Origin of the sequence: Dickeya sp. ws52 (assembly GCF_007210685.1) — a bacterium.
Taxonomy (GTDB): Bacteria; Pseudomonadota; Gammaproteobacteria; order Enterobacterales; family Enterobacteriaceae; genus Dickeya; species Dickeya chrysanthemi.
The window spans coordinates 60819-86794 of sequence record NZ_SZVX01000009.1; the positions used below are offsets into that span (position 1 = coordinate 60819).

Annotated in this window: 22 protein-coding genes; 12 read left to right on the forward strand and 10 right to left on the reverse strand. The window is 55.2% G+C overall.

All coding sequences use genetic code 11. The features are described 5' to 3' along the window. Positions 1–16: 16 nt before the first annotated feature. The 6 genes from aroK to pilM all read right to left on the reverse strand — a co-directional run bounded on the left by aroK (position 17) and on the right by pilM (position 4666). Positions 17–538, reverse strand: a complete 522-nt coding sequence (aroK, locus tag FDP13_RS10435; RefSeq protein WP_027710718.1) for a shikimate kinase AroK — start codon at positions 536–538, stop codon at positions 17–19. Between the two features lie 483 nt (positions 539–1021). After that, positions 1022–2323, reverse strand: coding sequence for a DNA uptake porin HofQ (hofQ, locus tag FDP13_RS10440; protein WP_143839400.1), 1302 nt, complete (start codon positions 2321–2323; stop codon positions 1022–1024). A gap of 3 nt (positions 2324–2326) precedes the next feature. Further along, positions 2327–2686 (reverse strand): HofP DNA utilization family protein, encoded by a 360-nt coding sequence (locus FDP13_RS10445; protein WP_012768039.1) that lies wholly within the window; start codon positions 2684–2686, stop codon positions 2327–2329. Then, positions 2683–3234, reverse strand: coding sequence for a hypothetical protein (locus FDP13_RS10450; protein ID WP_012768038.1), 552 nt, complete (start codon positions 3232–3234; stop codon positions 2683–2685). The genes FDP13_RS10445 and FDP13_RS10450 overlap by 4 nt, the downstream gene beginning before the upstream one ends. Beyond that, complete coding sequence (locus tag FDP13_RS10455) at positions 3234–3794, reverse strand: PilN domain-containing protein (RefSeq protein WP_143839401.1); 561 nt, start codon at positions 3792–3794, stop codon at positions 3234–3236. Before FDP13_RS10455 ends, FDP13_RS10450 begins: the two co-directional genes overlap by 1 nt. Next, positions 3788–4666 carry a type IV pilus biogenesis protein PilM gene (gene pilM / locus FDP13_RS10460; protein ID WP_012768036.1) on the reverse strand — a complete coding sequence of 293 codons (879 nt, stop codon included), beginning with the start codon at positions 4664–4666 and terminating at the stop codon, positions 3788–3790. The genes FDP13_RS10455 and pilM overlap by 7 nt, the downstream gene beginning before the upstream one ends. 249 nt (positions 4667–4915) lie before the next feature. Between pilM and mrcA the strand changes: the two genes are divergently transcribed. Then, positions 4916–7474, forward strand: a complete 2559-nt coding sequence (mrcA, locus tag FDP13_RS10465; protein ID WP_143839403.1) for a peptidoglycan glycosyltransferase/peptidoglycan DD-transpeptidase MrcA — start codon at positions 4916–4918, stop codon at positions 7472–7474. A 153-nt stretch (positions 7475–7627) separates the two neighbouring features. On the opposite strand, the gene nudE is transcribed toward mrcA, so the two are convergent. Further along, entirely contained in the window at positions 7628–8185 is a 558-nt protein-coding gene (nudE, locus tag FDP13_RS10470; protein WP_143839404.1) for an ADP compounds hydrolase NudE, read from the reverse strand. 422 nt (positions 8186–8607) lie between these two features. Here nudE and FDP13_RS10475 point away from each other — a divergent pair, with 422 nt between their 5' ends. From FDP13_RS10475 to pckA, 5 genes are all read left to right on the forward strand, one after another. Continuing rightward, positions 8608–10743, forward strand: coding sequence for an intracellular growth attenuator family protein (locus FDP13_RS10475; RefSeq protein ID WP_143839405.1), 2136 nt, complete (start codon positions 8608–8610; stop codon positions 10741–10743). Between the two features lie 119 nt (positions 10744–10862). Next, on the forward strand, positions 10863–11567 hold the full coding sequence (gene yrfG, locus FDP13_RS10480) for a GMP/IMP nucleotidase (RefSeq protein WP_033575492.1): 705 nt from the start codon (positions 10863–10865) through the stop codon (positions 11565–11567). Then, on the forward strand, positions 11564–11977 hold the full coding sequence (gene hslR, locus FDP13_RS10485) for a ribosome-associated heat shock protein Hsp15 (protein WP_143839407.1): 414 nt from the start codon (positions 11564–11566) through the stop codon (positions 11975–11977). The genes yrfG and hslR overlap by 4 nt, the downstream gene beginning before the upstream one ends. Before the next feature lie 174 nt (positions 11978–12151). Next, entirely contained in the window at positions 12152–13024 is an 873-nt protein-coding gene (gene hslO / locus FDP13_RS10490; protein ID WP_143839408.1) for an Hsp33 family molecular chaperone HslO, read from the forward strand. A 271-nt stretch (positions 13025–13295) separates the two neighbouring features. After that, a complete protein-coding gene (gene pckA, locus FDP13_RS10495) occupies positions 13296–14915 on the forward strand; it encodes a phosphoenolpyruvate carboxykinase (ATP) (protein WP_033575490.1) in 1620 nt (539 codons plus the stop codon). Positions 14916–15029: 114 nt separating this feature from the next. On the opposite strand, the gene envZ is transcribed toward pckA, so the two are convergent. Beyond that, positions 15030–16445 (reverse strand): two-component system sensor histidine kinase EnvZ, encoded by a 1416-nt coding sequence (gene envZ, locus FDP13_RS10500; protein ID WP_033575489.1) that lies wholly within the window; start codon positions 16443–16445, stop codon positions 15030–15032. Then, positions 16442–17161, reverse strand: a complete 720-nt coding sequence (gene ompR / locus FDP13_RS10505) for a two-component system response regulator OmpR (protein ID WP_001157747.1) — start codon at positions 17159–17161, stop codon at positions 16442–16444. The genes envZ and ompR overlap by 4 nt, the downstream gene beginning before the upstream one ends. Positions 17162–17431: 270 nt before the next feature. Between ompR and greB the strand changes: the two genes are divergently transcribed. The 6 genes from greB (at position 17432) to FDP13_RS10535 (ending at position 25339) form a co-directional block, all read left to right on the forward strand. Then, the gene (gene greB / locus FDP13_RS10510) at positions 17432–17914 is read left to right on the forward strand and encodes a transcription elongation factor GreB (protein ID WP_033575488.1); all 483 of its coding nucleotides are present in this window, start codon (positions 17432–17434) and stop codon (positions 17912–17914) included. Between the two features lie 136 nt (positions 17915–18050). Next, positions 18051–20045 carry an LTA synthase family protein gene (locus FDP13_RS10515; RefSeq protein WP_143839409.1) on the forward strand — a complete coding sequence of 665 codons (1995 nt, stop codon included), beginning with the start codon at positions 18051–18053 and terminating at the stop codon, positions 20043–20045. Positions 20046–20199: 154 nt separating this feature from the next. After that, on the forward strand, positions 20200–21909 hold the full coding sequence (locus FDP13_RS10520) for a lysophospholipid acyltransferase family protein (protein ID WP_033575486.1): 1710 nt from the start codon (positions 20200–20202) through the stop codon (positions 21907–21909). A 151-nt stretch (positions 21910–22060) separates the two neighbouring features. Continuing rightward, positions 22061–24397 carry a Tex family protein gene (locus tag FDP13_RS10525; RefSeq protein WP_143839410.1) on the forward strand — a complete coding sequence of 779 codons (2337 nt, stop codon included), beginning with the start codon at positions 22061–22063 and terminating at the stop codon, positions 24395–24397. A 155-nt stretch (positions 24398–24552) separates the two neighbouring features. Continuing rightward, the gene (locus FDP13_RS10530; protein ID WP_143839411.1) at positions 24553–25014 is read left to right on the forward strand and encodes an STM2901 family protein; all 462 of its coding nucleotides are present in this window, start codon (positions 24553–24555) and stop codon (positions 25012–25014) included. Beyond that, positions 25004–25339, forward strand: coding sequence for a DUF1493 family protein (locus FDP13_RS10535; RefSeq protein WP_143839412.1), 336 nt, complete (start codon positions 25004–25006; stop codon positions 25337–25339). The genes FDP13_RS10530 and FDP13_RS10535 overlap by 11 nt, the downstream gene beginning before the upstream one ends. 91 nt (positions 25340–25430) lie before the next feature. Here FDP13_RS10535 and FDP13_RS10540 read toward each other — a convergent pair whose 3' ends face one another. Further along, positions 25431–25907, reverse strand: a complete 477-nt coding sequence (locus FDP13_RS10540) for an Hcp family type VI secretion system effector (protein WP_143839413.1) — start codon at positions 25905–25907, stop codon at positions 25431–25433. Positions 25908–25976 lie beyond the last annotated feature (69 nt).

Consider the following 25976-nt stretch of genomic DNA (forward strand, 5'->3'; position numbering starts at 1 on the left):
AGGAGATTACACAAAATCAGTTGTTTTCCAGCATACTGATGATCTGGTTGGCAACGACTTTGGCGCTTTGTTCATCGGTGCGAATTGTAACATCGGCGATTTCTTCATACAGCGGATTACGCTCTTTCGCCAATGCCTCCAGCACTTCGCGTGGTGGGGTTTCAACCTGAAGCAACGGACGTTTTTTATCTCGTTGAGTACGGGCCAACTGTTTTTCAATCGTGGTTTCCAGATACACCACCACGCCACGTGCAGACAGACGATTGCGGGTTTCGCGTGATTTCACCGAACCACCGCCCGTTGCCAGCACGATACCCTGCTTTTCCGTCAATTCATTAATGACTTTCTCTTCGCGCTCGCGGAAGCCTTCCTCGCCTTCCACATCAAATACCCAGCCCACATCAGCCCCGGTACGTCGCTCAATTTCTTGATCGGAGTCGAAGAATTCCATATTGAGCTGCTGAGCTAACTGACGGCCAATAGTGCTTTTGCCGGCACCCATCGGCCCAACCAGAAAGATATTGCGTTTCTCTGCCATTTTTTTGGTATTACTAAGAAATTCGTTAATGATAACCCGCCCCGCCATGTAACCTGCGGCGGAACCTAAACTGAAACCTCATGAGCGATAGTGCGAGAATCAGACAAAAAATTATCTCAATACTCAGGGTAGTTTGGCAACCGAATAAAATGCCACACGAACCAGGCAGCGATAAACCGTACGTTTTATCTACACTCGTCATACTTCATGTTGCAGGAAAGTCGGCTTTCTTACTCAGCCCATTACCGGGCTTCGCCCTGAAGGGCCAACACGGCGCGTTGCTCAAAACGCCCGCATTTTGTCCTGCAACTTGAAGTGCGTTGGGGTATACACCGCTGATGTAACACCACTTCCGTGCTCAAGCCGCTATCCTTGTATGCTAAAACGACGGTATCGTCAAACGATGAAGGACACTATTTATTGATGAAGGACACTATTTATTAAAGCGGGCGGCTAAACCCCGTTGTCCGCCGGGGTCGTTAATCAGGCTGCGGGCTTGCGTTTAGCCGCCTGAATCAAGGTCGGCGTAATGAAGATCACCAGTTCGCGTCGGGTATGCTGCCGGTTGCCGCTACGGAACCACGCACCGATGCCAGGCAACGCCCCTAACCCCGGCACCTGACGTTCCGCCTGATTTTTTTGTTGCTGGAAAATACCGCCCAGCACAATGGTTTCGCCATCCTGAACGGTAACCTGAGTCTGGATCTCCTGTTTGTCGATCGCCAGAATCTCCCCGTTTTCCCCCTGCTTAATGGCGCGCCCCGGCATATTCTGGCTAATCAGCAGATTGAGCGTAATCTGCCCGCCATGCAGAATCCGCGGCGTGACCTCCATGCCCAGTACCGCTTCTTTAAACTCTATCGATGTCGAACCGCTCGCACCGCTGGATACCTGATACGGGATTTCCGTACCTTGTTTGATGCTGGCCGTCTGCTGATGCGCAGTAAACAAACGTGGACTGGCAATGATCTCCACCTCGTTTTCTTGTTCCAGCGCCATCAATTCCAGATCCAGCAGTCGTCCATTCAACTTTGCCAGATGAAAACCGGCGTTAATGGCGGGCGATTCTATCGGCAAGCTGACGTTAAAATTATTCATTTGCAGCGCTTGCCCCGTCGCCATGCCATCGCCCAGCCCCCAATTAACGCCCAATGCCTTGAGATGCTCGCTACTGATGGTAACGATGTGCGCCGCCAGTTGTACCTGTGATAACGGCTTATCCAGTTCCTCAATCCAGGGACGAATTTGCTCCAGCGCCGAACCCACATCCCGGACCAACAAGGTATTGGTGCGTTTGTCTACGGTCACGTTGCCGCGTTCCGTCAGCAACGTACCGCGCTGGCTTTGCAAATTGGCCACCACATCGGCGGCCTCTGCGTACTGCAAAGTGACGGACACGTTCTGCAACGGCAGTTGCTGGCGTTGTTTAGCCGCCAGTTCTTCCTGTTTCTGCTGCCGGTCTTTCATCACCGTATCGGGGTAAACCATCATGACGCTGTCCTGCCGTTCAAGCGTCAGTTGCCCCATACGCAAAATAATATCCAGCGCCTGCTGCCAGGGAACCTGTTGCAAATTCAGGCTAACATTGCCTGCCACACCTGGGGCTACGACCAGATTAAGCTGCTGATGGTCCGCCAGCGCCTGCAATACACGCTGGACCGGCACATCATCAAATGCCAGCGAAACCGGCTCGTCGCGGCTGGCTTCGGCCAACATGCTGCCAAATAACATCACCAGCCAGCCGTAGCGGCGGAATCGCCCGTTGGGAAAACGTCCTGTTTGCATATCTCACTCCATGTTGTGATGAAAAGGCGCATTAAGATGAATCTCCGCCGTCCCACAGCGCCCCTGCCCGCCGGTCGTGCGTAACACGACGCCGCTACGGTCGAGCCGCATAACCTGCCAATCGCCCAAAGGCAGCACGTCCCCGTCACGAACACGCAACCAGTGGCTTTGGGGCTGGAACAACCATCCAACCCACTGCGACGATGACCCTACCATCCCTTTCAATTGCCACTTATCCTTCACCGGGTTGTCATCGCATGAAGCCGTTGATAACGGCTGGAATGGGTCGCGCGTCACCGCTTCGGCGCCCATGCAGCACAGAAACAAACCGGCCCGCAGTATCCCGATCCACCCTCTTTTCATGGTTTGGCCTCCGACGGTTGTGGCAGCGACAATTGCAGTTCGGTACGTAACCCGGCGGGAACCTTTCGGATCGAAATGCGATCGATACGCAGCACTACCGGCAACCGGCTAAACCGAGACAGGAAATCCAGTGTTTCCCCGTATTCGGCATTGAAAACCAGTCGCCAAGCGGGAGAGGAGCCATGACGCGCTTGCGCCGATAATGGCTGCCAGACTTCCAGATGCACGCCGCTGTCATGCAGCGGTGCATCCAGCAGCGACGAGATGCGATTTAACGGCCAGTCCTGCGCGGATAAGGGCTGCCCGGCCAGCCAACGCTGCAGCGAGTGCAAATCGGGTAACGGCGTAATTTTGCGCCGCCACTGCTCAATGGCGTTCTCACCATCCCGATACTGCTGCTTGAGTTGCCGCAGGTGCTGCCGCTCTGCCGACATCCACACGCCACCGCCGATAAGCGCCGCCAACAGGATCGCCGCTGACGGTGCCAGTAACCATAGCCACAACGGCGCACTCAGCCAGTGTGCGAGCTGAGGATAAAGCCGCCGCATCACGCTTTTTCTCCAGACTCGGCGACATCCTGCCAGTAAAAGCGCAGCGAAAAATTCAGCCGAGCGCGGTTTTGTGGATCACGCGCCGTCTGTTGTACGTCGGCATCCGCGATGTGAGGTAATACCGCCATTGCATTCGTCAAGGCGACAACCGCAGAATAGTGATTACTCACTCCGGATACATGGATTCGTGAACCGTCATCGCTAATTTCCGTCAGCCATAGCGAATCCGGCAGTACGATGGGCAGTTGCTCAAGCAAGATCTGATAACGCTGATTCCGTCGCCGGCTCTGCTCCTGCGCCGCCTGTTGCGCCAGTCGGGTTTCCCGCTGCTGCCAGGCGGCGAACGTCTGAAGATAAAGCTGCTCATAACGCGGTGATTGCAGCACTACCCACTCTATTTGTTGCGTCCACCACATTCGTTGTTGCTGGTAGTGCCCACGAAGTATGGCCGCCGCCCCCCCGATCCCCAGCAGCACAATGCCGGACAGCAACAGACTTAGCCGCATACGCCGATATAACAAACGCGGGCGCCATACCAAGAGATTGACGGTCAGCATGGTGAATCCTCCGGGCGGATAGCCAGCCCGCCGGCGATAGCAAAAGCCGCGGGAAACGCCGGTAACGGGGGCTGTTGCTGGCTAAATGCCGTCAGGGGCGACCAGGCCGCCAGAGAGGCAGAGGTGTGTTGCAACCCGGCCGGCGTTGAGGCGCTAAGATAGGCAACAGGCGGCACCTCTTTTTGATAGCAGGTACTCACATACTTTATGAGATCAGGCTCTACCTGAATATCTGTCGCGCCATCCGCCATGTCATCCGGATGAAACGTGCCAAACGCCAAAGGCGCTTTCAGCGGCGACACCCACAACCAGTGATCGTCAAAACGGTGCAACAGCAAACGGTCGTCCGCCAGTCCGGCACGGGCGGCCATACAACGCAGCGCACAAGGCGTAATATCCACCGCGTCGGGTTGCAAGCCGGCATCGCGCAAACAATGCAGCCAGACATCCAGCTCAGTTTGGCGTGCCGCCGTCACCAACAGCATATTGGGGGTTTGCGGGTCGGGGCGATAATCCAGCGCCAAATCGTCGCCGCTAACCGGCAACGCCTTGACCGCCATTTTGCGGATATAGTCGCCGCGCTGAGGTTCACGCAATCGCCGGTCCGGCATCGCCAACCGCTGTTGCAACACTCGCGGGGCGGGAAACCCCAACCTCAATGAAACAAATCGTGGCAATTCCTGCCGCCATTGACGAAGAACCGTACAAAGTTCGGTAGGATGATGTAGACTACCGCCGCGTAATGTGCCATCCGGTAACGGCAACTGCCACCAATGGCGCAATTGCCAGCCATATCGGCGGCGTTGTACGGCCATAGCACGTATAAAACCGTTCTGGATGTCCAGCCCAACCTGCCAGATGGGATAAGCCATGAATGTTCGATCTCCTTATCGTTTCACAACAGAACAGATACCCGATGGGCGTCGAGATGCAGGCAGGGCGACAGCAGAGTAATGCCCGGTTATTTTGCCTTACCCTCAAGAGGAAAGGGCCGGGAACAGAGAGCAGCCATGCGCCTGTAACCTGAAAGACGACGGGTATATCCACCTTGCTGGCTTCCCTTTATACTAGCGCCCGTCTGTTTATAAACTATTCAATTGCTACTGAATGGAAAATCTCCGGTGAAGTTCGTAAAGTACCTATTCATCCTTGCAGTGAGTTGCATTCTGCTGGGAGTTGCTTCGCTCTATGGCCTCTATCGCTATATCGAGCCACAATTACCCGATGTCGCCACGCTGAAAGATGTTCGCCTGCAGACTCCAATGCAGGTTTACAGCGCCGATGGCGAACTGATCGCCCAGTTCGGTGAAAAACGGCGTATCCCGCTGAAGCTGGATCAGATCCCGCCGACACTGGTGAACGCGTTTATCGCAACGGAAGACAGCCGTTTTTTTGAGCATCACGGCGTTGACCCGCAGGGGATCATCCGTGCGGCGTTAATCGCCCTGACTTCCGGCCACGCATCGCAGGGGGCCAGTACCATCACCCAGCAGTTGGCGAGAAACTTCTTCCTGAGCCCGGAACGCACGCTGCTGCGTAAAATCAAGGAAGTGTTTCTGGCGATTCGCATTGAGCAAACGCTGACTAAAGAAGAAATCCTTGAGCTGTATCTGAACAAGATCTATCTGGGTTACCGCGCTTACGGCGTCGGTGCGGCGGCGCAAGTGTATTTCGGCCGCCCGGTTGACCAGTTGACGTTGGCGCAGATGGCGATGATTGCCGGCCTGCCGAAGGCTCCGTCTACCTTCAACCCGCTCTATTCCTACGATCGCGCCGTTGCTCGCCGTAATGTGGTGTTGTCTCGTATGCTGGACGAAAACTACATTACACAGGTGCAGTACAATCAAGCCCGTAGCGAAAAACTGGTGGCGGATTATCACGCGCCGGAAATCGCTTTCTCCGCGCCGTATCTGGCTGAAATGGTGCGTCAGGAAATGGTGAAACGCTACGGCGAGGATGCGTATAACGACGGTTATCAGGTCTACACCACCATCACCCGTAAGTTGCAACTGGCAGCGGAAGACGCCGTACACAACAATGTCATCGCTTATGACATGCGCCACGGCTATCGCGGGCCGGACCAGGTGTTGTGGAAAGTCGGCATACCGGCCCTGACGCAAGACAAGATTGTCGAAGCACTGAAAAAACTGCCGGTTTACGGGCTGCTTTTCCCGGCGGTCGTGACCGATGCCGGCGCAGACAAAGCCCATGCCATACTGGCGAGCGGAGACAAAATCGAACTGCCGATGGTCGGGGTACGCTGGGCCCGCGCCTACCGTTCCGATGATCAGCAAGGCCCCACGCCCAAACGGGTCACCGACGTACTGGAAGCCGGCCAGCAAATCTGGGTACGCAAAGTCGATAACGACTGGTGGCTGGCACAGGTGCCCGACGTTAACTCGGCGTTGGTGTCGCTCAATCCGAAAGACGGCGCGATACTGGCGCTGGTCGGCGGTTTCGATTTCAACCAAAGCAAGTTCAACCGCGCCACGCAGGCGTTGCGGCAGGTCGGGTCGAACATCAAGCCGTTCCTGTACACCGCAGCGATGGATAAAGGCCTGACGCTGGCGACTATCCTTAACGACGCGCCGATTACGCGCTGGGATCCGGGTGCCGGTTCCGACTGGAGCCCGAAAAACTCGCCGGCGGTGTATGACGGCCCAATCCGTTTACGTCAGGGGCTGGGGCAGTCGAAGAACGTGGTGATGGTGCGCGCCATGCGCGCCATGGGCGTGGATTACGCCGCCAATTATCTGGAACGCTTCGGTTTCCCGGAACAGAATATCGTACATACCGAATCGCTGGCGCTCGGCGCGGCCTCTTTTACGCCGTTACAGGTGGTTCGCGGTTACTCGGTCATGGCCAACGGCGGCTATTTGGTGGACCCTTACTTCATCACCAAAATCGATAATGCCGCCGGTAATAACCTCTTCACCGCGATGCCGAAAATCGTCTGCGATACCTGCAATCTGCCGGTGATTTACGGGGATACGCAACGTTCCGCCGTCTTGTCGGACGACAGCATGGAAAATGTCGCGACATCGCAGGAAAATCCGGTGCAGGCGGCGCCGCAGGTTGACCCGATTACCCCGTCGGAAGTGGCCAGACAAGCAGCGATGCAGCCTTACGCGCCGCATGTCATCAGTACGCCTTTGGCATTCCTGATCAAAGACGCGCTCAACAGTAACGTATTCGGTGAACCGGGTTGGATGGGAACCGGCTGGCGTGCCGGTAAGGTACTGCAACGCCACGACATCGGCGGTAAAACCGGCACCACCAATAACTCGAAAGACGCCTGGTTCTCAGGTTACGGCCCCAATGTCGTCGCCTCCGTATGGATTGGTTTTGACGATCATCGACGGGACCTTGGCCGGACGTCGGCATCCGGTGTGATTCGCGACCAGATTTCCGGTTACGAAGGCGGTGCGAAAAGCGCCGAGCCGGCCTGGGACGACTTTATGAAGGTCGCGCTGAACGGCGTACCGGAGCAGAAGACGCCGCCGCCGCAGGGGGTCGTCACGGTCACTATCGATCGCAGCAGCGGCAAACTGTCGGATGGCGGCGCAAACAGCCGTCAGGAATATTTCATCGACGGGACGCAGCCCAACGAACGGGCCGTGCATGATGCAGGGACCACCCTGTTCAACACCAGCAGCGGTCAAGCGGAGGAACTGTTCTGATCCTCTCGGCGGGTACACCGCCGACAGCGACAGCGGCAAGACCGTCATCACCAGAAGAAAAAGGCGCGATATGCGCCTTTTTCTTTAGGGATTCACACCGAACGTCACTGGTTGCACCGCCGCCCGGACGGCAATACCGGCAACCGTCGGCCGCTATTTAGCTGATTGCGCTAAAAACTGTTGCGCTAAAAATAGTGCGCTCACGTTGCGCGCTTCGCGGAAATCCGGTTCTTTCAGCAGCGCCATCATCTCCGCTAACGGCCAGCGCACCAGTTGCAACGGTTCCGGCTCATCGCCTTGCAGGCGTTGAGGGTAGAGGCCGTTCGCCACCACGATATTCATGCAACTGGAAAAATAAGAAGGTGCCATCGTCAGGGTAGATAACAATTCAAACTGTTGTGCGCCAAACCCAACCTCTTCCATCAGCTCACGGTTCGCCGCCTCAAACACCGTTTCACCCGGGTCAATCAGGCCTTTGGGAAACCCCAGCTCATACTGCTCGATACCGACCGCATATTCGCGAATCAACAGCAGTTCATCGCCGATAACCGGTACGATCATCACCGCTTCGCGGCCCGATGGGCGCATACGTTCATAGATACGGCGTTCACCGTTGCTAAATTCCAGATCAACGGATTCCACATTGAACAGATGTGAACGGGCTACGGTCTCAACCTTGAGGATTTTGGGTTTTTGCAGGTTATTATTCATCGTGGCCTCGATGAGGAAACATCAACAGGCTTTCCCCGTTCAGGTCAATACCGACACGGAACACCAAGCGGTAGGGCTGCTGTTTCCTAAAGAATATTCAGTGAGTCACATTGTGCGTTAACATTAACAGTAGCTGCAACTCCATCATGATGAATTTACAAATTAGCAACAATGCGAACATATTAGTTTTTTTTATACAAATGACATTCTTATCGTGGTGAAGATCAGCGATCGATTCATCAGAAAAAATTCAGACTTTCCTCATTCTCGCTCCTCGTTTCGCTTGCTACCATACAGTGTTAAACAAGTAATATTCGGTTAATTCAGTCATTAACTGTACGACGTGGGTTAACATTGTTCGTGTAGTTTTGTTACTATCCGGAAATAACAGAGGGAACCCTACGCTGTTGGCTGGAGATAATATGCGCACAATACTCATCATATTGGCTGTATTGTTTGCCGGTCTGATTACCGTAGGGGGGATCATTGGCTATCTCATGTATCGTCGTCTTCTATTCGCCAGGCGTTTGCCGGTTACACCATCAGGACATCGTCAACTGACCGCGTCGGAGCGTATTGCTATCGAACGTTATCTGACCATGGCCCATCTGGACAGCACGGTTTCTGCGTCCGTCCCGGCTACGTTGCCCCGATTATTGCCGGGCAACCGGGTGTATCCCATCACTCATAGCATTACCCGCTACGGGTTAAGCACCGACGCGCCCAACAAATGGCGCTATTACATCGATACTCAGGAAATCCACCTGCCGGCGCGCTGGGAGCAATACATCACCCAGAACAATGAAATCGAACTGATCAAAACCCGTTCGATCCCGCTGGTTATTTCATTAAATGGTCATTCGCTGACGGAATTCGTCAACGAGATGGATTCATTCGCCGGTTCAGATATCCCAGGCGAGCAGGCCTCCATTCGTCCGGAAATCCATGAACACACCGAACTGGTAGCGATTCGCAAGGAAACGAAAGAAGAACACGCCGTGCACCGTTCACGCGGCCTGCGCGAAAGTGCGGTGCTGAGCCTGGCCTTTCTGCTGCTGGTCTTCAGCCTGACCAGCCCGCTGGCGATGTTGCCCTGGCTGGCCGGCGCCGCCTGTCTGATGATGGCCTGGGGAGGCTGGCAACTGTTTCGACCGCCTTCGCAAAAAGAGCTCCGCGAGGTGCACTGCCTGCACGGTACGCCGCAATGTATGGGGCTGTTTAGCGACACCAGCCAAAGCCAGATCGGCAACGTCTCGCTCGGCAATATCGATCTTATCTATCCTCCACACTGGCAGCCGTATATCGGTTATGACCTCGGCAGAAAAACCGATGTGGATATTTACCTGACCCGCCAGGTCGTTCGTCAGGGCAATTACCTGTCGTTGCACAACGAAGTCAAATTCTTTCCGCTACAGCAGTGGGGCAAAAACGCCGTATTGGCAGCCGGTGCGCTGCTTAGCCTGACCTTACTGCTGACCTCGGTGCCGCTTGACCTACCGCTGAAGCTCAGCCTGGCGTGGGTTCAGGGTGCAAGCAGCCTTAAAGTCAGTCAGGTAGAAGAACTGGAGCACATGCCGCTGCACATCGGCGACAAGTTGCAGGTGCGCGGCAGCGGTATGTGTTATGTGCCGCCGATCAGTCTCAACCCAACCGCGTCTAAAGCCTCGGCATTTGCGCCTTTCGATTGCGCGGCGATTTACTGGAACAAGGCTGCGCCGCTGCCATTACCGGAATCGGATACCATTGAGAAAACCGCGGCCTTGCAAAAGACGGTGAACGAACAGTTACACCCGGCCGCCAGCGATAATCAGGTCAGCTCGCAACTGGCGGACGCCATCCAAAAATCCGGCATGATTTTGTTAAATAACTTCTCGGATATCGTGCTGAAAACCGATGCGTTATGCGAGAAAGAAGAAGATTGTACTCGCCTCAAAAACGCACTGATCAATCTGGGTAACGCCAAAAACTGGGATCTGCTGGTTAAGCGTGCGCGTTCCGGGGCATTAAAAGGCATGAGCGTAGTATTACGCCCGGTCAGCGCCGAATCGCTGGATGCGCTGGTGAAAAACGCAACCGACGAATTCTACAACCGTGAAATCATTACCGCCTCCAATTCACTGAACAGCCCGCCGCCGGGCGGTTTTCTGATTCGCAGCGACGAAGGCCGGCAATTCGTCAATCATCAGGCGCCGGTCGCACCACTGCGCGATCTGCCGCCGCAGGAACAATGGCAGGAACTGCAACGCCTTTCCTCTCTGTTGCTGCATACGCCGTTTGAAGCGAGCGGCGTAATCACCCAGATCAGTATCGACGCCAACGGTACTCGCCATATTTCGCTGCATAGCGAACCCGATGCCGTCACCATGTGGCGCTCGCTGGGCGCCTGTCTGCTGTTGCTGGCCTTCAGCGTGATTATGATCCTGAACCTGGTATTGCTGCTGGTGAAACGCCGCCGTAGCCGGCAACGTATCGCCAATATCCAGCAATACTATGCGCGTCATCTGGTGCCGGAAGCACCGGCCGCCGGCCCCTTGTACGGGAGTACGGTTCACCCCTAACTTACGCGCCCCTCAATCGATGGGTGCGATCGGCCGCGTTTAACGGTTATGCTACGCTGATAACATCGACTGCCCCGTTTCCGGTTGAACCGGAGACGGGGCAAGTGTCTGGAGTATGTATGAATCCCGAACTGAACTGGAATGAGATCGATACCGTTTTGCTGGATATGGACGGTACGCTGCTCGACCTCGCGTTTGACAGCTATTTCTGGCTGCAATTAGTGCCGGAATCACTCAGCCGTCAGCGTGATATCAGCCTGGATCAGGCGCAGCAGTTGATTGCGGTGGAATATCAGGCGGTGCGTCATACCCTCAACTGGTACTGCTTTGACTACTGGAGCGAGCGACTGGGTCTGGATATTCGCCAGATGACCAGCGATATTGGTCACCGCGCTCGCCTGCGCGACGACACCGCACCGTTTTTGCACGCACTGCGCAGAAGCGGTCGCCGGACTATTCTGCTGACCAATGCTCATCCGCATGGCCTGTCGGTCAAAGTCGCCCATACCGGGCTGGATAGACACCTTGATTTATTGCTTTCCACCCATACTTATGGGTATCCCAAAGAAGATCAGCGTTTATGGCAGGCGGTGCAGGCGGAAACCGGGTTTAATCCGGAACGCACGCTGTTTGTGGATGACAGCGAGCCGATACTGGATGCCGCCAGAGCTTTTGGCATCCGCTATTGTCTGGGCGTCAGTAATCCTGACTCGACCAGCCCGCAGGAAAACCGCTTCCGGCAACACCCGTCGATGAACGATTACCTGGCGCTGCTGCCGGGCATTCACCAGTCGGTTCCTGTCGGTAATCAGGAGTGCTCATGAGCAAAGACAGTCAACATGACGGCGGCAATGCAGTCCGACTGGACAAGTGGCTGTGGGCGGCGCGCTTTTACAAAACCCGCGCACTGGCACGCGAGATGATCGACGGCGGTAAAGTGCACTACAACGGCCAGCGCAGTAAACCCGGCAAACTGGTGGAACTGGACGCCGAAATCACGCTGCGCCAGGGGAACGACGCGCGCACGGTGATTGTCCGCGCCGTTAGCGATCAACGTCGCCCGGCGGTACAGGCGCAGGCGCTGTATGAAGAAACGCAGCAAAGCATTGAAAAGCGTGAACAACTGACGCAAGCCAGAAAACTGAACGCGCTATCCATGCCGCATCCGGACCGGAGACCGGATAAAAAAGAACGCCGGGATTTAATCAAATTCAAGTACAGTGACGCGGAATAAGAGCCTAGCCCACCAAGCGTAATTGGCGCAGCCAGTTTGGACACGGGAAGCCGCGGAAAACCCGGAGCGTACACGCAGTACGTGAGGATTTCGAGCACTGCCCAGGTCCAACATGGCAAGTAAAATAGCCTTGGTGGGGCAGGCTCTAAGCCGTCGTCACCACGAGAGAAAATTATGGCCAATCATGACCAACTGCACCGTTATCTGTTCGAAAACCATGCTGTTCGCGGCGAACTGGTTACGGTAAGCGATACCTTCCAGCAGATGCTGGCTAATCACGACTACCCCACACCGGTCAAAAATCTGCTGGGCGACATGCTGGTCGCGACCAGTCTGCTGACCGCGACGCTGAAATTCAGCGGCGATATCACCGTGCAGTTGCAGGGCGACGGCCCGCTGAAGCTGGCGGTGATCAACGGCAACCAGCAGCAGCAAATGCGCGGCGTGGCGCGGCTGCAAGGCGACATTGCCCCCGATAGTTCGCTGCATGACATGGTCGGCAACGGCTATCTGGTCATCACCATTACCCCGACTGAAGGCGAGCGTTATCAGGGCGTGGTCGGGCTGGATGGCGACAACGTGGCGACTTGTCTGGAGAATTACTTCCAACAGTCCGAGCAGTTACCGACTCGTCTGTTCATTCGCACCGGCGAGCATGACGGTCGCCAATGCGCCGCCGGGATGCTCTTGCAGGTGCTGCCGGCGCAGCAGGGGAACCGTGACGATTTCGACCATCTCACGCAATTAACCGCCACAGTGAAAGGCGAAGAGTTGTTCGGTTTGCCAGCCGATGATGTGTTGTATCGTTTGTACCATCAGGAAAACGTCATCCTGTACGAACCGCAGCCGGTCACATTCCAGTGTCATTGCTCGCGGGAACGCTGTGCCGATGCACTGATGACGCTGTCGGCCGACGAGATCAGCGATATGCTGGCGCAAGACGGGCAGATCGATATGCACTGCGATTATTGCGGCAGCCATTATCTGTTCAACGCACAGGATATCAACGACATTCGTCAATCCAGCGATACCCCGACGTTACACTAATCCTGTCCGCATACTGCGCTATCTTGCTGCGCCACGGATAACCCGCCAACGGGTTATCCGTCGTTTTCAGAATAATCAGCCCCGCCATCAACTACCGGTACTTTACCCGTTCATTTTGGTTATATTGCAACCATTTGATTACTTTTTGTTCACATGTATAAGCAAAGTTATTAATGAATTTATTTAATTTTTTGATTGTCATCGTGGTTAAAATAAGCTCGCCTTCTAGACTTACTATGCAGTACGACTATAACGATCTAGGAGTAGCAACATGCAGATAAAAGGCATTACGCCAGAAGCACTGACGGCTTATGGTATCCATGATGTCCGCGAAATTGTCTACAACCCGAGCTACGATTTACTTTTTACCGAAGAAACATCCCCCACCCTACAAGGCTATGAACGCGGTATCGAAACCCAATTGGGCGCAGTTGCCGTTGATACCGGTATTTTCACCGGCCGTTCCCCGAAGGATAAGTACATCGTCCGCGACGATGTCACCCGCGATACCGTGTGGTGGTCCGATCAGGGCAAAGGCAAAAACGACAACCATCCGCTCAGCCAGGAAACCTGGCAACACCTGAAGCAACGGGTCACCCGCCAGTTATCCGGTAAACGCGTGTTTGTCGTTGATGCTTTCTGCGGCGCGAATGCCGACACGCGGCTGAAGGTTCGTTTCATCACTGAAGTCGCCTGGCAGGCTCACTTCGTGAAAAATATGTTTATCCGCCCCAGCGATGAAGAATTACCGGGTTTCGAGCCGGATTTCATCGTGATGAACGGTGCGAAATGCACTAACCCGCAGTGGCAGGAGCAAGGGCTGAACTCGGAAAACTTCGTGGCGTTCAACCTGACGGAGCGTATTCAGCTTATCGGCGGCACCTGGTACGGCGGCGAGATGAAGAAAGGGTTGTTCTCCATCATGAACTACCTGCTGCCGCTCAAAGGCATCGCATCCATGCATTGCTCCGCCAACGTAGGCGAGAAAGGCGACGTGGCGGTGTTCTTCGGCCTGTCCGGCACCGGCAAGACCACGCTGTCCACCGATCCGAAACGCCAGTTGATCGGCGATGACGAGCACGGCTGGGATGACGACGGCGTGTTCAACTTCGAAGGCGGTTGCTACGCGAAGACCATCAACCTCTCCGCAGAAGCCGAGCCGGATATTTATCATGCTATCCGACGCGACGCGCTGCTGGAAAACGTGACCGTACTGGCCGATGGCAGCGTGGATTTCAGCGACGGTTCTAAAACCGAGAACACCCGCGTGTCCTACCCGATTTATCACATCGATAATATCGTGAAGCCGGTTTCCAAAGCCGGGCACGCCACCAAGGTGATTTTCCTGACCGCCGACGCCTTCGGCGTGTTGCCGCCGGTGTCTCGCCTGACGGCGAACCAGACCCAGTATCACTTCCTGTCCGGTTTTACCGCCAAACTGGCGGGAACCGAACGCGGCGTAACCGAGCCGACGCCAACCTTCTCCGCCTGCTTTGGCGCAGCGTTTCTGACGCTGCACCCGACGCAGTACGCCGAAGTGCTGGTGAAACGTATGCAAGCGGCAGGCGCCAAAGCCTATCTGGTCAATACCGGCTGGAACGGCACCGGCAAGCGCATCTCCATCAAGGATACGCGCGGCATTATCGACGCGATCCTCAACGGCAGCATTGACGATGCCGAAACCCAGACGTTGCCTATCTTTGATCTGTCGATCCCGACCGCATTGCCGGGCGTGGACCCGGCGATTCTGGATCCGCGCGACACCTACGCCTCTGTAGCGCAATGGGAAGAGAAGGCACACGATCTGGCGCAGCGCTTTATCACTAACTTCGATAAATACACCGACACCCCTGCCGGTGCGGCGCTGGTTTCCGCCGGTCCTAAATTGTAACGACACCAAGGTGCTACCGCTCATCCGGTAACATCACCGACAGTAAAAAGGCGCGATAAACGCGCCTTTTTCTTTAACGACTGTTTTTGCTGTTTTTTCCGCAGCGACTCGCCGCTATTTTTTCACTTGCCTGCCGTGGCCCGCCGACGGCGGCATTCCGCGCCGATGGCCGTCACGCGTACGTACCGTGGAAGCGCCGGCTTGATTCGGGAACGCCAGCGGCAGGTAAGCCCGTACCCGTAATCCGCCTCGCTCACTGCTGCCGACATCCAGCGACCCGTTGTGCGCGTCAATGATGCGTTGCACAATCGCCAGACCTAACCCGGTCCCGCTGGTACTGCGGGCGCTATCGCCGCGCACAAACGGCTGGAACAGGTGTGCGAGCTGCGATGGGTCGATGCCGGGGCCGTCGTCTTCCACCTGAAACCAGGCTCGCTGCAATTCCCGGCCACTGCTGACGCGAATCCAGCCGTTACCATAACGGGCGGCGTTCACGACCAGATTCGCCACCGCCCGCTTGATGGACAACGGACTGACCTTCATGAGCAGCTCGCCCCGCGCAAGTTCGCTGTCAATCTCGCGCTCGTAACCGCTTTCCGATGCCACCACTTCACCCAGAATCGCGTTCAGATCAGCCACTTCCATCTGCATTTCCTGGCCGGTGCGCAGATAGTCGATGAACTGTTCAATGATGGCGTTGCACTCTTCGATATCCTTATTGATCGACTCCGCCAGGTATTCATCTTCCTGGCTCATCATCTCGGTTGCCAGGCGAATGCGGGTCAACGGCGTGCGCAGGTCATGGCTGACGCCGGCCATCAGTAACGTTCGGTCATCCGCCAACAACTTGACGCCAGATGCCATCTGATTGAACGCGCGCGTCACCGAACGCACTTCCGATGCGCCGTATTCGCGCAGCGGCGGTGGAATAATGCCTTTACCCACCTGAATGGCGGCATGTTCCAGCTCTACCAGCGGCCGGTTCTGCACCCGAATAAATAGCCAGGCGCCGCCGATAACCAGCAGCATAATCGCCAGGGTATAACGAAACAGCGGCGAGAAGTCGCCCTGATGGATCTCCGTCAGCGGCACCCGCACCCAGATATCCGGCGACAACCAGGTTTTCAGCCACACCACCGGCGTATTCTTGCTGACTTCCACCCGCACTTCGGTCGGCCCGCCCAGTTGCTGCGCCATCTGCTGACTCAGGAACTTGTAGTGCTGCGCCCAGCGCAGCCCGCTTTCTTCCGCCGCGGCATTGGTATAAAGCGAAATACCCAGTTCACGATAAATCTCACGCCGGAACGCGGGGGGCACGTCCAGCGTGGAACCATCTTCCAACTGCAGTTTGTCCGTCATCAACATTCTGACCTCATAGGCCAGAACCTTGTTGAACTGTTGCATACTGGGCAGGATCGCGAAGTTAAGCACCACCAGATAGGTGGTGACAAGGCTAACGAACAGCAGAGTAACAATCAGCAACAGCGTGCGGGCGAAGGCGCTGCGTGGTGAGAAGCGCCATCGAGTCATGCTTTACTGCCGTCCGGCACAAAAACGTAACCCAGCCCCCATACGGTCTGGATATAACGCGGGTGTGCAGGGTCTTCCTCTACCATGCGGCGCAAGCGGGAAATCTGAACATCAATGGAGCGCTCCATGGCGCTGTACTCACGGCCACGGGCCAGATTCATCAGTTTGTCGCGGGATAGCGGCTCACGCGGATGGCTAACCAACGCCTTGAGCACCGCAAACTCGCCGCTGGTCAACGGCATCGGTTCGTCGTCGCGGAACATTTCGCGCGTACCCAAATTCAGTTTGAACTTGCCGAATGCGATAACCGCCTCTTCTTGCGACGGCGCGCCGGGCAACTCGTTGGCCTGACGACGCAATACCGCGCGAATACGGGCCAGCAGCTCGCGGGGGTTAAACGGCTTGGGAATGTAATCATCCGCACCGATTTCCAGGCCCACAATCCTGTCCACTTCCTCGCCTTTTGCCGTCACCATGATAATCGGCATCGGGTTGCTCTGGCTGCGCAGACGACGGCAGATAGACAAACCATCTTCCCCCGGCAACATCAAATCCAACACCATCAGATGGAAAGATTCGCGCGTCAGCAGGCGATCCATCTGTTCGGCGTTGGCGACGCTGCGTACCTGAAAACCCTGTTCGGTCAGATAGCGTTCCAGTAACGCTCGCAGGCGCATATCGTCATCCACAACCAGAATTTTATAATTCTCTTGCATCTCTCTTCTCCAAAGACGTGATAGCCGCCAGCGCTTGGCTTCATTACGAAACACAATCTAATATTGTTCAGAAACCCGCAACGAACTGACAGTCGTTTCTGGTATATATTCTAGGCAAAATTGTTACAAAGGATATAAAAATACGTTGTAATCAAACCGTTCCTGCCATAGCGCACCGCAAACCACGCCACAAATGACGCGTTATCCGCTATGTTATCTCACCGCCGTCGATTATAACGATTTTATGATCTCCACATTTCAGAAAAGCGTATGAAAACCGATCTGATCACCCGCGAAGGCTATGAAGCCCTGCATCAGGAATTGAACTATCTGTGGAAAGAGCGTCGCCCGGAAATCACGGAAAAGGTGGCCTGGGCCGCCAGTCTGGGCGATCGCAGCGAAAATGCCGATTACCTCTACAATAAGCGCCTGCTGCGGGAAATCGACCGTCGGGTGCGTTATCTGCGCAAGCGACTGCAAGTGGTGCGGGTGGTGGATTACTCCCCCCAGCAGGACGGCAAAGTGTTTTTCGGCGCCTGGGTCGAGGTGGAAAACGAAGACGGCGATATCAAATGCTTTCGCATCGTCGGGCCGGACGAAATCTACGGGCGCAAAGATTACATTTCCATTGATGCCCCGATGGCGCGCGCCCTGCTGAAAAAAGCGGTGGATGAAGAAGCGGTAGTCAGCACACCCGCCGGCCCCAAGGTCTGGTACGTCAATAAAATTGACTATCTCAACCCGATTGGCTGACCGCCCCACCCCATAACATTGAACGGTAGCGACCGCCTGCCGTTCATACTTTCTTTCATCTTTCTGACACGCCACTGAGATTTTTTTGAAATAAATCCGTAGCATTCCGGCTACTGATAATATCCCAAGAATGCACATGAATAAGTACCAGCAGTACGCCCGCACTTTGCTGAAGACCCTCTGGTGGCAAGTATTACTACTGAGTTTATTGTTGTCCGGCGCTCGTCTGACCATGTTTTGGGTGTTTGCCGATGTACAGCAACTACACGATCACGAGGCGGCCATCCGGCTGATGTGGCTCACCGGGCTGCGTTATGACTTACGCGCCGTGTCCATCCTGCTGGCGCCGCTGCTGGTCATCGGTTTGCTGATAAGCCTGCATCACATCGGCTGGCGCTGGTTGCAGCGCATCGCGCCCTGGTATCTAGGCGGTTGCGCCTTTCTGGTCAGCGCCATCGCCATCATCAACTACTTTTATTATCAGACCTATCACACCTACATCGATATTTTCGCTTTCGGGCTGATTGACGATGGCCCGCGCGCCGTTCTGACCACCATCTGGCAGGACTATCCGATCGTGATTTCGCTGCTGCTGGTGTTGCTGTTCGCCTGGCTGAGTGCGCGCCTTGGCAGACAAACGCTGCTGTCGACACGTTCGCCGCGGTTACTGTCCCGCACGATGTTTGTGGTGTATCTGTTCATCAGTCTATTGTTATTCTTCGCGATGATTCGCGGTAGTCTTAGCACCTTCCCGCTGCGGCGCAACGATTCACAGATTTCTTCCGCCACCATATTGAATAAACTGACGCCCAATGGCCTGATGGCTTCCGCCTGGGCGATGGGCGACCGGGACGACGACATCCGTTTCGAGCCGGTTACGCGTACAGCCGGAGAGCAGTTGCGAGCCCAAAGCGGCCTGAGCACACTGGAAGGCCGTACGCCCGTCAACCCCTGGCTGGCGGCACACCGCCCCAACGTGGTGATGGCGCTGATGGAAAGCATGGGCAGTAATATGCTGGTGTATGACCACCTGCCGGATAACGACATGCTGGGTGCCCTGCGGCCGCATTTCGCTACGGATTTTGTGTTCCGCCGCTTTGTATCGGAAGGCAACGGCACGGCACCGTCGTTCGCCGCGATGTTTTTCCAAAGCCCAATCCAGAATCTCAGTCATTCATCCGCACAGTATAAATCGCTGGACGACACCCCCTACGCCACCTACAAAAAAGCGGGCTACAAAGTGATATTTATCACGTCCGGCAGCCGCATGTGGCGTAACTTCGGCAATTATCTGCCGCGGCTTGGCGTCGATGAGATTTACGACCAAAGTTCCCTGATGGAACGCTACCCGGAATCACGCACCATGTTGACCGACTGGGGCGTACCGGATGAATTCGCGTTTCGGCTGGCGCAAAGCTTACTGGCAGACGCACGCCAGCCGCTCTTCATCAGTATTCTGACCGTGACCAATCACCCGCCCTATCAGGTTCCGGCCGGCTATCACCCGCACCCGGTACATGCCGGGCCTGAGATGATGGCGCACGCTGAAGTCAATCAACAGGAACAAGAATCCATCGCCGCTACCTACCAGTACGCTACCGATGCGCTGGGGGAATTTATTACTGCGGTGAAATCCTCGCCGGTGGGTGAATCAACGCTGATCGCCGCCAGCGGCGACCATCAGATGCGTCGGCTAAAAGCGCAGTATCCGCACGAACAGTTCCTCGATCGCGCCGTGCCTTTCTATTTGCACGTACCAAAAACCATTCTGGCGCAAACCGCCTGGCGTTTTGACCCATCACGCCCCGGTTCGCACAAGGATATTTTCCCGACGCTCTACGCCTACAGCCTCTCCGATACCCCTTATTACGCACTCGGCGGGCGCAATATGCTGGCGGAGCAGGATGATGCAACGCGGGCATTTGGCTACAACCAGGTGTTGTGGATCGATGAGCAGGGCGTCACCCCCATCGGCAGCAACGGGCGCTACCCCTGGGACCCGGCCAATCCGATGCTGACGCAAAGCGCGCCATCCGCCATCAGCGCAGAACAACAGCAACGCACCACCGCCTACCCGGCTTTGCTGCACTGGCAGATCAACGCCCGCGAACAGGGCGTTATCGACAAGTAATCGTTCAACCGTGCCCGGCAAAATCGGCCGGGCACCGGCACACCATCGCCATAGCGCCCAGATTCGTTACGTTCAGAAAAATTTATTCCGGCTTTGACATAAAGATGTCATTTCCCTCCCTTACCGTGGCAACGGTGATTATGGAGGCCAATCTATGTTCAGCCTGGATACCATTCTGCAAGATATTGCACCACATCGTCCCACGCCGAAGTGGCAGCGTTCCATTCTGCGCACGATGCTCTTCGAAACCGAAATACAGGATTTTGCCCAGCGCTATCCTCATCTGAAAGGGTTGGATCTGGTGGAACAGATCCTCGACCACTTCAGCCTTAACTGCGAAATGGTAGAAGGCGATCTGGAAAATATTCCCAGTCGGGGACCGGTGATCCTGGTCGCCAACCATCCGATCGGTTCGCTGGATGGACTGGCGTTGCTGCGCACCGTCGCCAGTGTGCGCCCCGATGTGCGTGTCGTCGCCAGTCAATTGCTTTCCTATATCGGGCCGCTGAAAAACCTGTTTCTCGCCGTGGATAACTTCAGCAACCGTACCCGACGCCACCAGCTCGCCGCCATTCAGGAACATTTGGCCGGCGACGGCGCGATCATCATGTTTCCCGCCGGTGAAGTCTCCCGTATGAGCCTGAAAGGTATCCGCGACGGTCACTGGCATAGCGGCTTTATCCGCATGGCGGCCAAAGCGCGCGCGCCGATTGTGCCGATTCACATCAGCGGCCGTAACAGTAACCTGTTCTACCTCTCCTCGTTAATTTACCGACCGTTATCGACGCTGTTGCTGGTGCGGGAGATGTTCCGCCAGCGCGGTAACCGGCTACGTTTTCGTATCGGCGCGCAGATCCCCTACGCTACCTGGAGCCAGGGGGAATGGCAGCCCAACGATCTGGCGGCCCGCTTTCGCCGTCATGTCTACCGCCTGGGGCAAGGCAAACCCGGCTGTTTCCCCGGCGAAAAACCGATAGCGTTAGCGGAAGAAAGGACGTTGCTTAAACGCGCGCTGGAAAGCTGCGAAACACTCGGCACCACGCCGGACGGCAAGAAAATCTACCTTTATCGGCGCGGCAGCGAGGATTATGTACCGATCTTGCGTGAGCTGGGGCGCCTGCGGGAAATCGCGTTTCGCGCCGTCGGCGAAGGCTCCGGCAAACGCCGGGATCTCGATAGCTTCGACGACGATTACCTGCATCTGGTGTTATGGGACGACCGTGAACTCGAAATCGTCGGCGCCTATCGGTTCGCGCCGACGGCACGGCTGCTGGCGGAAAAAGACATCAATAGCTTATACAGCCACAGCCTGTTCCAGTACGGCGACGAGATGGCACCGGTGCTGGCCAGCGGCATTGAACTGGGTCGCAGCTTTATTCAACCCAAATACTGGGGAAAACGCGGCCTGGATTACCTGTGGCTGGGGATCGGCGCGTATCTGGCGCGCTACCCGGAATATCGCTACCTGTTCGGCCCGGTATCCCTGTCAGGCTCATTGCCGCCTACCGCGCGCGACCTGCTGATTGCCTTTTACCGGCTGCACTTTGCCCCCAGCCAAATGCTGGCCCGCTCGCGTCGCCCTTACCCGGCCTCGCTGCCGGACGTGCTCAGGCAATTCGAAGGGGACGACTACCAGCAGGATTTAACCCGGCTCAAAAGCATTCTCAGCAACATGGGATGCTCCATTCCCACCTTGTACAAGCAGTATTCGGAACTGTGCGAGCCGGGCGGCGTGCAGTTTATCGATTTCGGCGTCGATCCGGACTTCAACAACTGCGTCGATGGGCTGGTATTGGTGGATTTACAGCAGCTGAAACCCTCGCGCTATCAGCGTTATATCGAGCCGTTTTGCAATAAAGCCTAACGCCGTGGCGGATCGGTGCCGGCCGATCCGCTGCAAACCCTCCGTTTGTCTGACTGGCATTTTACGCCGTCAATCCGTATAACTGTCCCCCAGTTAGGTATCCTTTCAACATTCATTATCTCGCTAATTACACTATCTTGTTGATAACACTATGACGAACGCATTAAGCCAGATTATTGCCAGCGAATTGCAGGCGCGCACCGAGCAAGTGAGCGCAGCCGTTCAGCTGCTGGACGAGGGCAACACGGTCCCGTTTATCGCTCGCTACCGTAAAGAAGTCACCGGCGGGCTGGATGACACCCAACTGCGCCAACTGGAAAGCCGCCTGTCTTACCTGCGCGAGCTGGAAGAACGCCGCCAGACCATCCTCAAGTCGATTGAAGAACAGGGCAAACTGACCGATGCGCTGGCGGCTTCCATCAACGGCACGCTGAGTAAAACCGAGCTGGAAGACCTCTACCTGCCCTACAAACCGAAACGCCGCACCCGCGGGCAAATCGCTATCGAAGCCGGGCTGGAGCCGCTGGCGGACAGCCTGTGGAGCGACCCGTCGCAAACGCCGGAACGGGCGGCCGAAACTTACGTCAACGCCGATAACGGCGTGGCCGACGTCAAAGCCGCGCTCGACGGCGCACGTTACATTCTGATGGAGCGCTTCGCCGAAGACGCCGCGCTGCTGGGCAAGGTACGTGATTACCTGTGGAAAAACGCCCATCTGGTGTCTCGTGTGGTGGAAGGCAAAGAGGAAGACGGTGCCAAATTCCGCGACTATTTCGACCACCACGAACCGCTGTCGCAGGTGCCGTCGCACCGGGCGTTGGCGATGTTCCGCGGCCGCAACGAAGGTGTGTTGCAACTCTCATTGAATGCCGACCCGCAGTTTGACGAGCCGCCCAAAGAGAGCCACTGCGAGCACATCATCATCGACCATCTGGGGTTGCGTCTCGGCAACGCGCCGGCGGACGGCTGGCGGCGCGCGGTGGTGAACTGGACCTGGCGCATCAAGGTGCTGCTGCATCTGGAAACCGAGTTAATGGGCAGCGTGCGTGAAAAAGCCGAAGATGAAGCCATCAACGTCTTCGCCCGCAACCTGCACGACCTGCTGATGGCCGCCCCCGCCGGTATGCGCGCTACTATGGGGCTGGACCCTGGTCTTCGCACCGGCGTGAAAGTGGCGGTGGTGGACGCGACCGGCAAGCTGGTGGCGACCGACACTATCTATCCGCACACCGGTCAGGCAGCCAAAGCCGCCGCCATTGTCGCGGCATTGTGCATCAAACATCAGGTGGAGCTGGTCGCCATCGGCAACGGCACCGCGTCGCGTGAAACCGAGCGTTTCTTCCTCGATACCCAGAAGCAGTTCCCGGAGGTAAAAGCGCAGAAGGTGATCGTCAGCGAAGCGGGCGCATCGGTCTATTCCGCTTCGGAACTGGCGGCGCTGGAGTTCCCGAGTCTGGACGTGTCGCTACGTGGTGCCGTCTCCATCGCTCGCCGCCTGCAAGACCCGCTGTCCGAACTGGTCAAGATCGACCCGAAATCCATCGGCGTCGGCCAATATCAGCATGACGTCAGCCAGACCCAACTGGCGAAGAAACTGGATGCCGTGGTAGAAGACTGCGTGAACGCCGTCGGCGTCGATCTCAACACCGCGTCGGTGCCGCTGCTGACCCGCGTGGCGGGCCTCACCCGATTAATGGCGCAGAACATCGTCAGTTGGCGTGACGAAAACGGCCGCTTCAACAACCGCGACCAGTTGCTTAAAGTCAGCCGTCTCGGCCCGAAAGCCTTCGAACAATGCGCCGGCTTCCTGCGTATTAACCACGGCGACAACCCGCTCGATGCCTCCACCGTTCACCCGGAAGCCTACCCGGTGGTAGAACGTATTCTGGCGGCAACCGAGCAGAAACTGCAGGATCTGATGGGTAATGCCGGCTCGCTGCGCAGCCTGAAGCCAGCCAGCTTTACCGACGATCGCTTCGGGGTGCCGACGGTGACCGACATCATCAAAGAGCTGGAAAAACCAGGTCGCGACCCGCGTCCGGAATTCAAAACCGCCAGCTTCGCCGACGGGGTGGAAACCCTCAACGACCTGCTGCCGGGCATGATTTTGGAAGGCGCCGTCACCAACGTCACCAACTTCGGCGCGTTTGTGGATATCGGCGTCCATCAGGATGGGCTGGTGCACATCTCTTCGCTGTCCGACCGCTTCGTGGAAGACCCGCATCAGGTGGTGAAGGCCGGTGACATCGTGAAGGTGAAAGTGCTGGAAGTCGACCTGCAACGCAAACGCATCGCGCTGACCATGCGGCTGGACGAACAACCCGGCGAAGGCAACAGCCGCCGCGGCAGCGGACGCGAACGCGACAATGGCAATCCATCTCGCCCGGCCCAGGCCGGCAACAAAGCGCGCCCGCGCCAGGCCAGCAGCACCCCGGCCGGCAACAGCGCCATGAGCGACGCCCTGGCGGCGGCGTTTAAGAAGCGATAGCTCTTGTCAGGGTTCAGGCTATCGGCCTGAACCCTGTATCAGGAACGGTGACCGGCGTATCATGTCCGAATGATGTGCGTATGCTAAAAAACAACAATTGTTATCAAGACTAACTGTATGTAAATTATTTCAAATAGCTCAAAAGGAAATTACACATGGATACAGTAGAAGAAATAAGTGGAACATATTTTTATAATGGGATGATAAATTTAAGCGCAGGAGAATTATTCTTCTGGGTTATGGTTGATGAAACCATGAAACACTTTGGCATTGATGATGCCCTCGCTATGAGCATGATTCTTTTAGGGCGAAATGATCAAGAAACAAGAAGAAAACCGTCCGGTGCAATAAAAGGAACGTCATTATCTAGCATATACTCCAGGCGAATATTCAAAAAAACAAAAATCCCACTGGGAATATCATTACCAACGGTTATTGGTGGCCCAATCCAAGGATTAAAGATAAGATTTGTTAGGAACCTAGGGACATTTGTTGGCAGGACAATACCTGTCTTAGGTTGGGCAATATTAATTTGCGATGTAAGCACCATATCCTATAATACTGTACGACACTACAATCAGATAGCAAGAGGCGAGGATAAACTATATGGAAATTAACAATGAGGAAATAATAAACTTGGTAAAAAGACACGTTGGAGTGTCAATAACCCCATATCAAAAAGAAATAACAGAGGAAAGTATAATAAACTCAGATTTTGATTTTGATGATGATGAGATACAGGCATTGATGTCTGATTTCTTTAAAGAATTCAACGTCACCTCAGATAATTTCAACGTAAAAAACTATTATTATGATTATTCAGATTATAGCTTTTTATCTCTTTTAAACCCTTTTAAAAAGATAGAAAAACCAGAATTAAAAATATTATCTGTAGCAATGCTTATAGAATCTGCAAGATTAGGGTGCTGGCTTTACGACTAACCTCCGAAGTGCATACGATACCCCCCATGTTTCAAATTTCAGTTTAGGGTATATGCTTCGGAGGCTATTAGAAATAATATTAATTCATCCGTTATATCCCATCATGCCAGATACTATAACCAGAAGTACCTGCAGCTTTATGCGACCAAGATATGCTTTTATATTTAAGCATAATCTCTTCATACGGGATTGATTCTATATTATTTATAGAGTGTGGATACGATGAAGATACAGATACTACTCTAGCATCAGCCAATGTTACTTCATAAAAAACCTCCAATTTTCCAGCAGAATTCGTTCTGTAGAAGAAAAATTTTGCCGTTAGCTTTTCATTTGAGGTAATAGAAACACCTAACAACGGAGAAGATTTATCGATTGGCTTTACTAATTGTATCGGATGATGAGCCACATTATCATCTCGTGTTATCGTATGATTCAATCCTAACACTTGGATCTGATCCTCATGCCCAGATTGGTAACGGTTGCCTATAGAATCCACTGTAGAACAGCCGGAGGAAATTAACCCCTGCTGATCGCCTTCCAAAGTTAGGTAAATAAGATATGACATTTTTACATCCTTTTTTATTCAATCATCCACGTGTAATACTTTCTTTTAAAAATGGTGTTACATCGAACT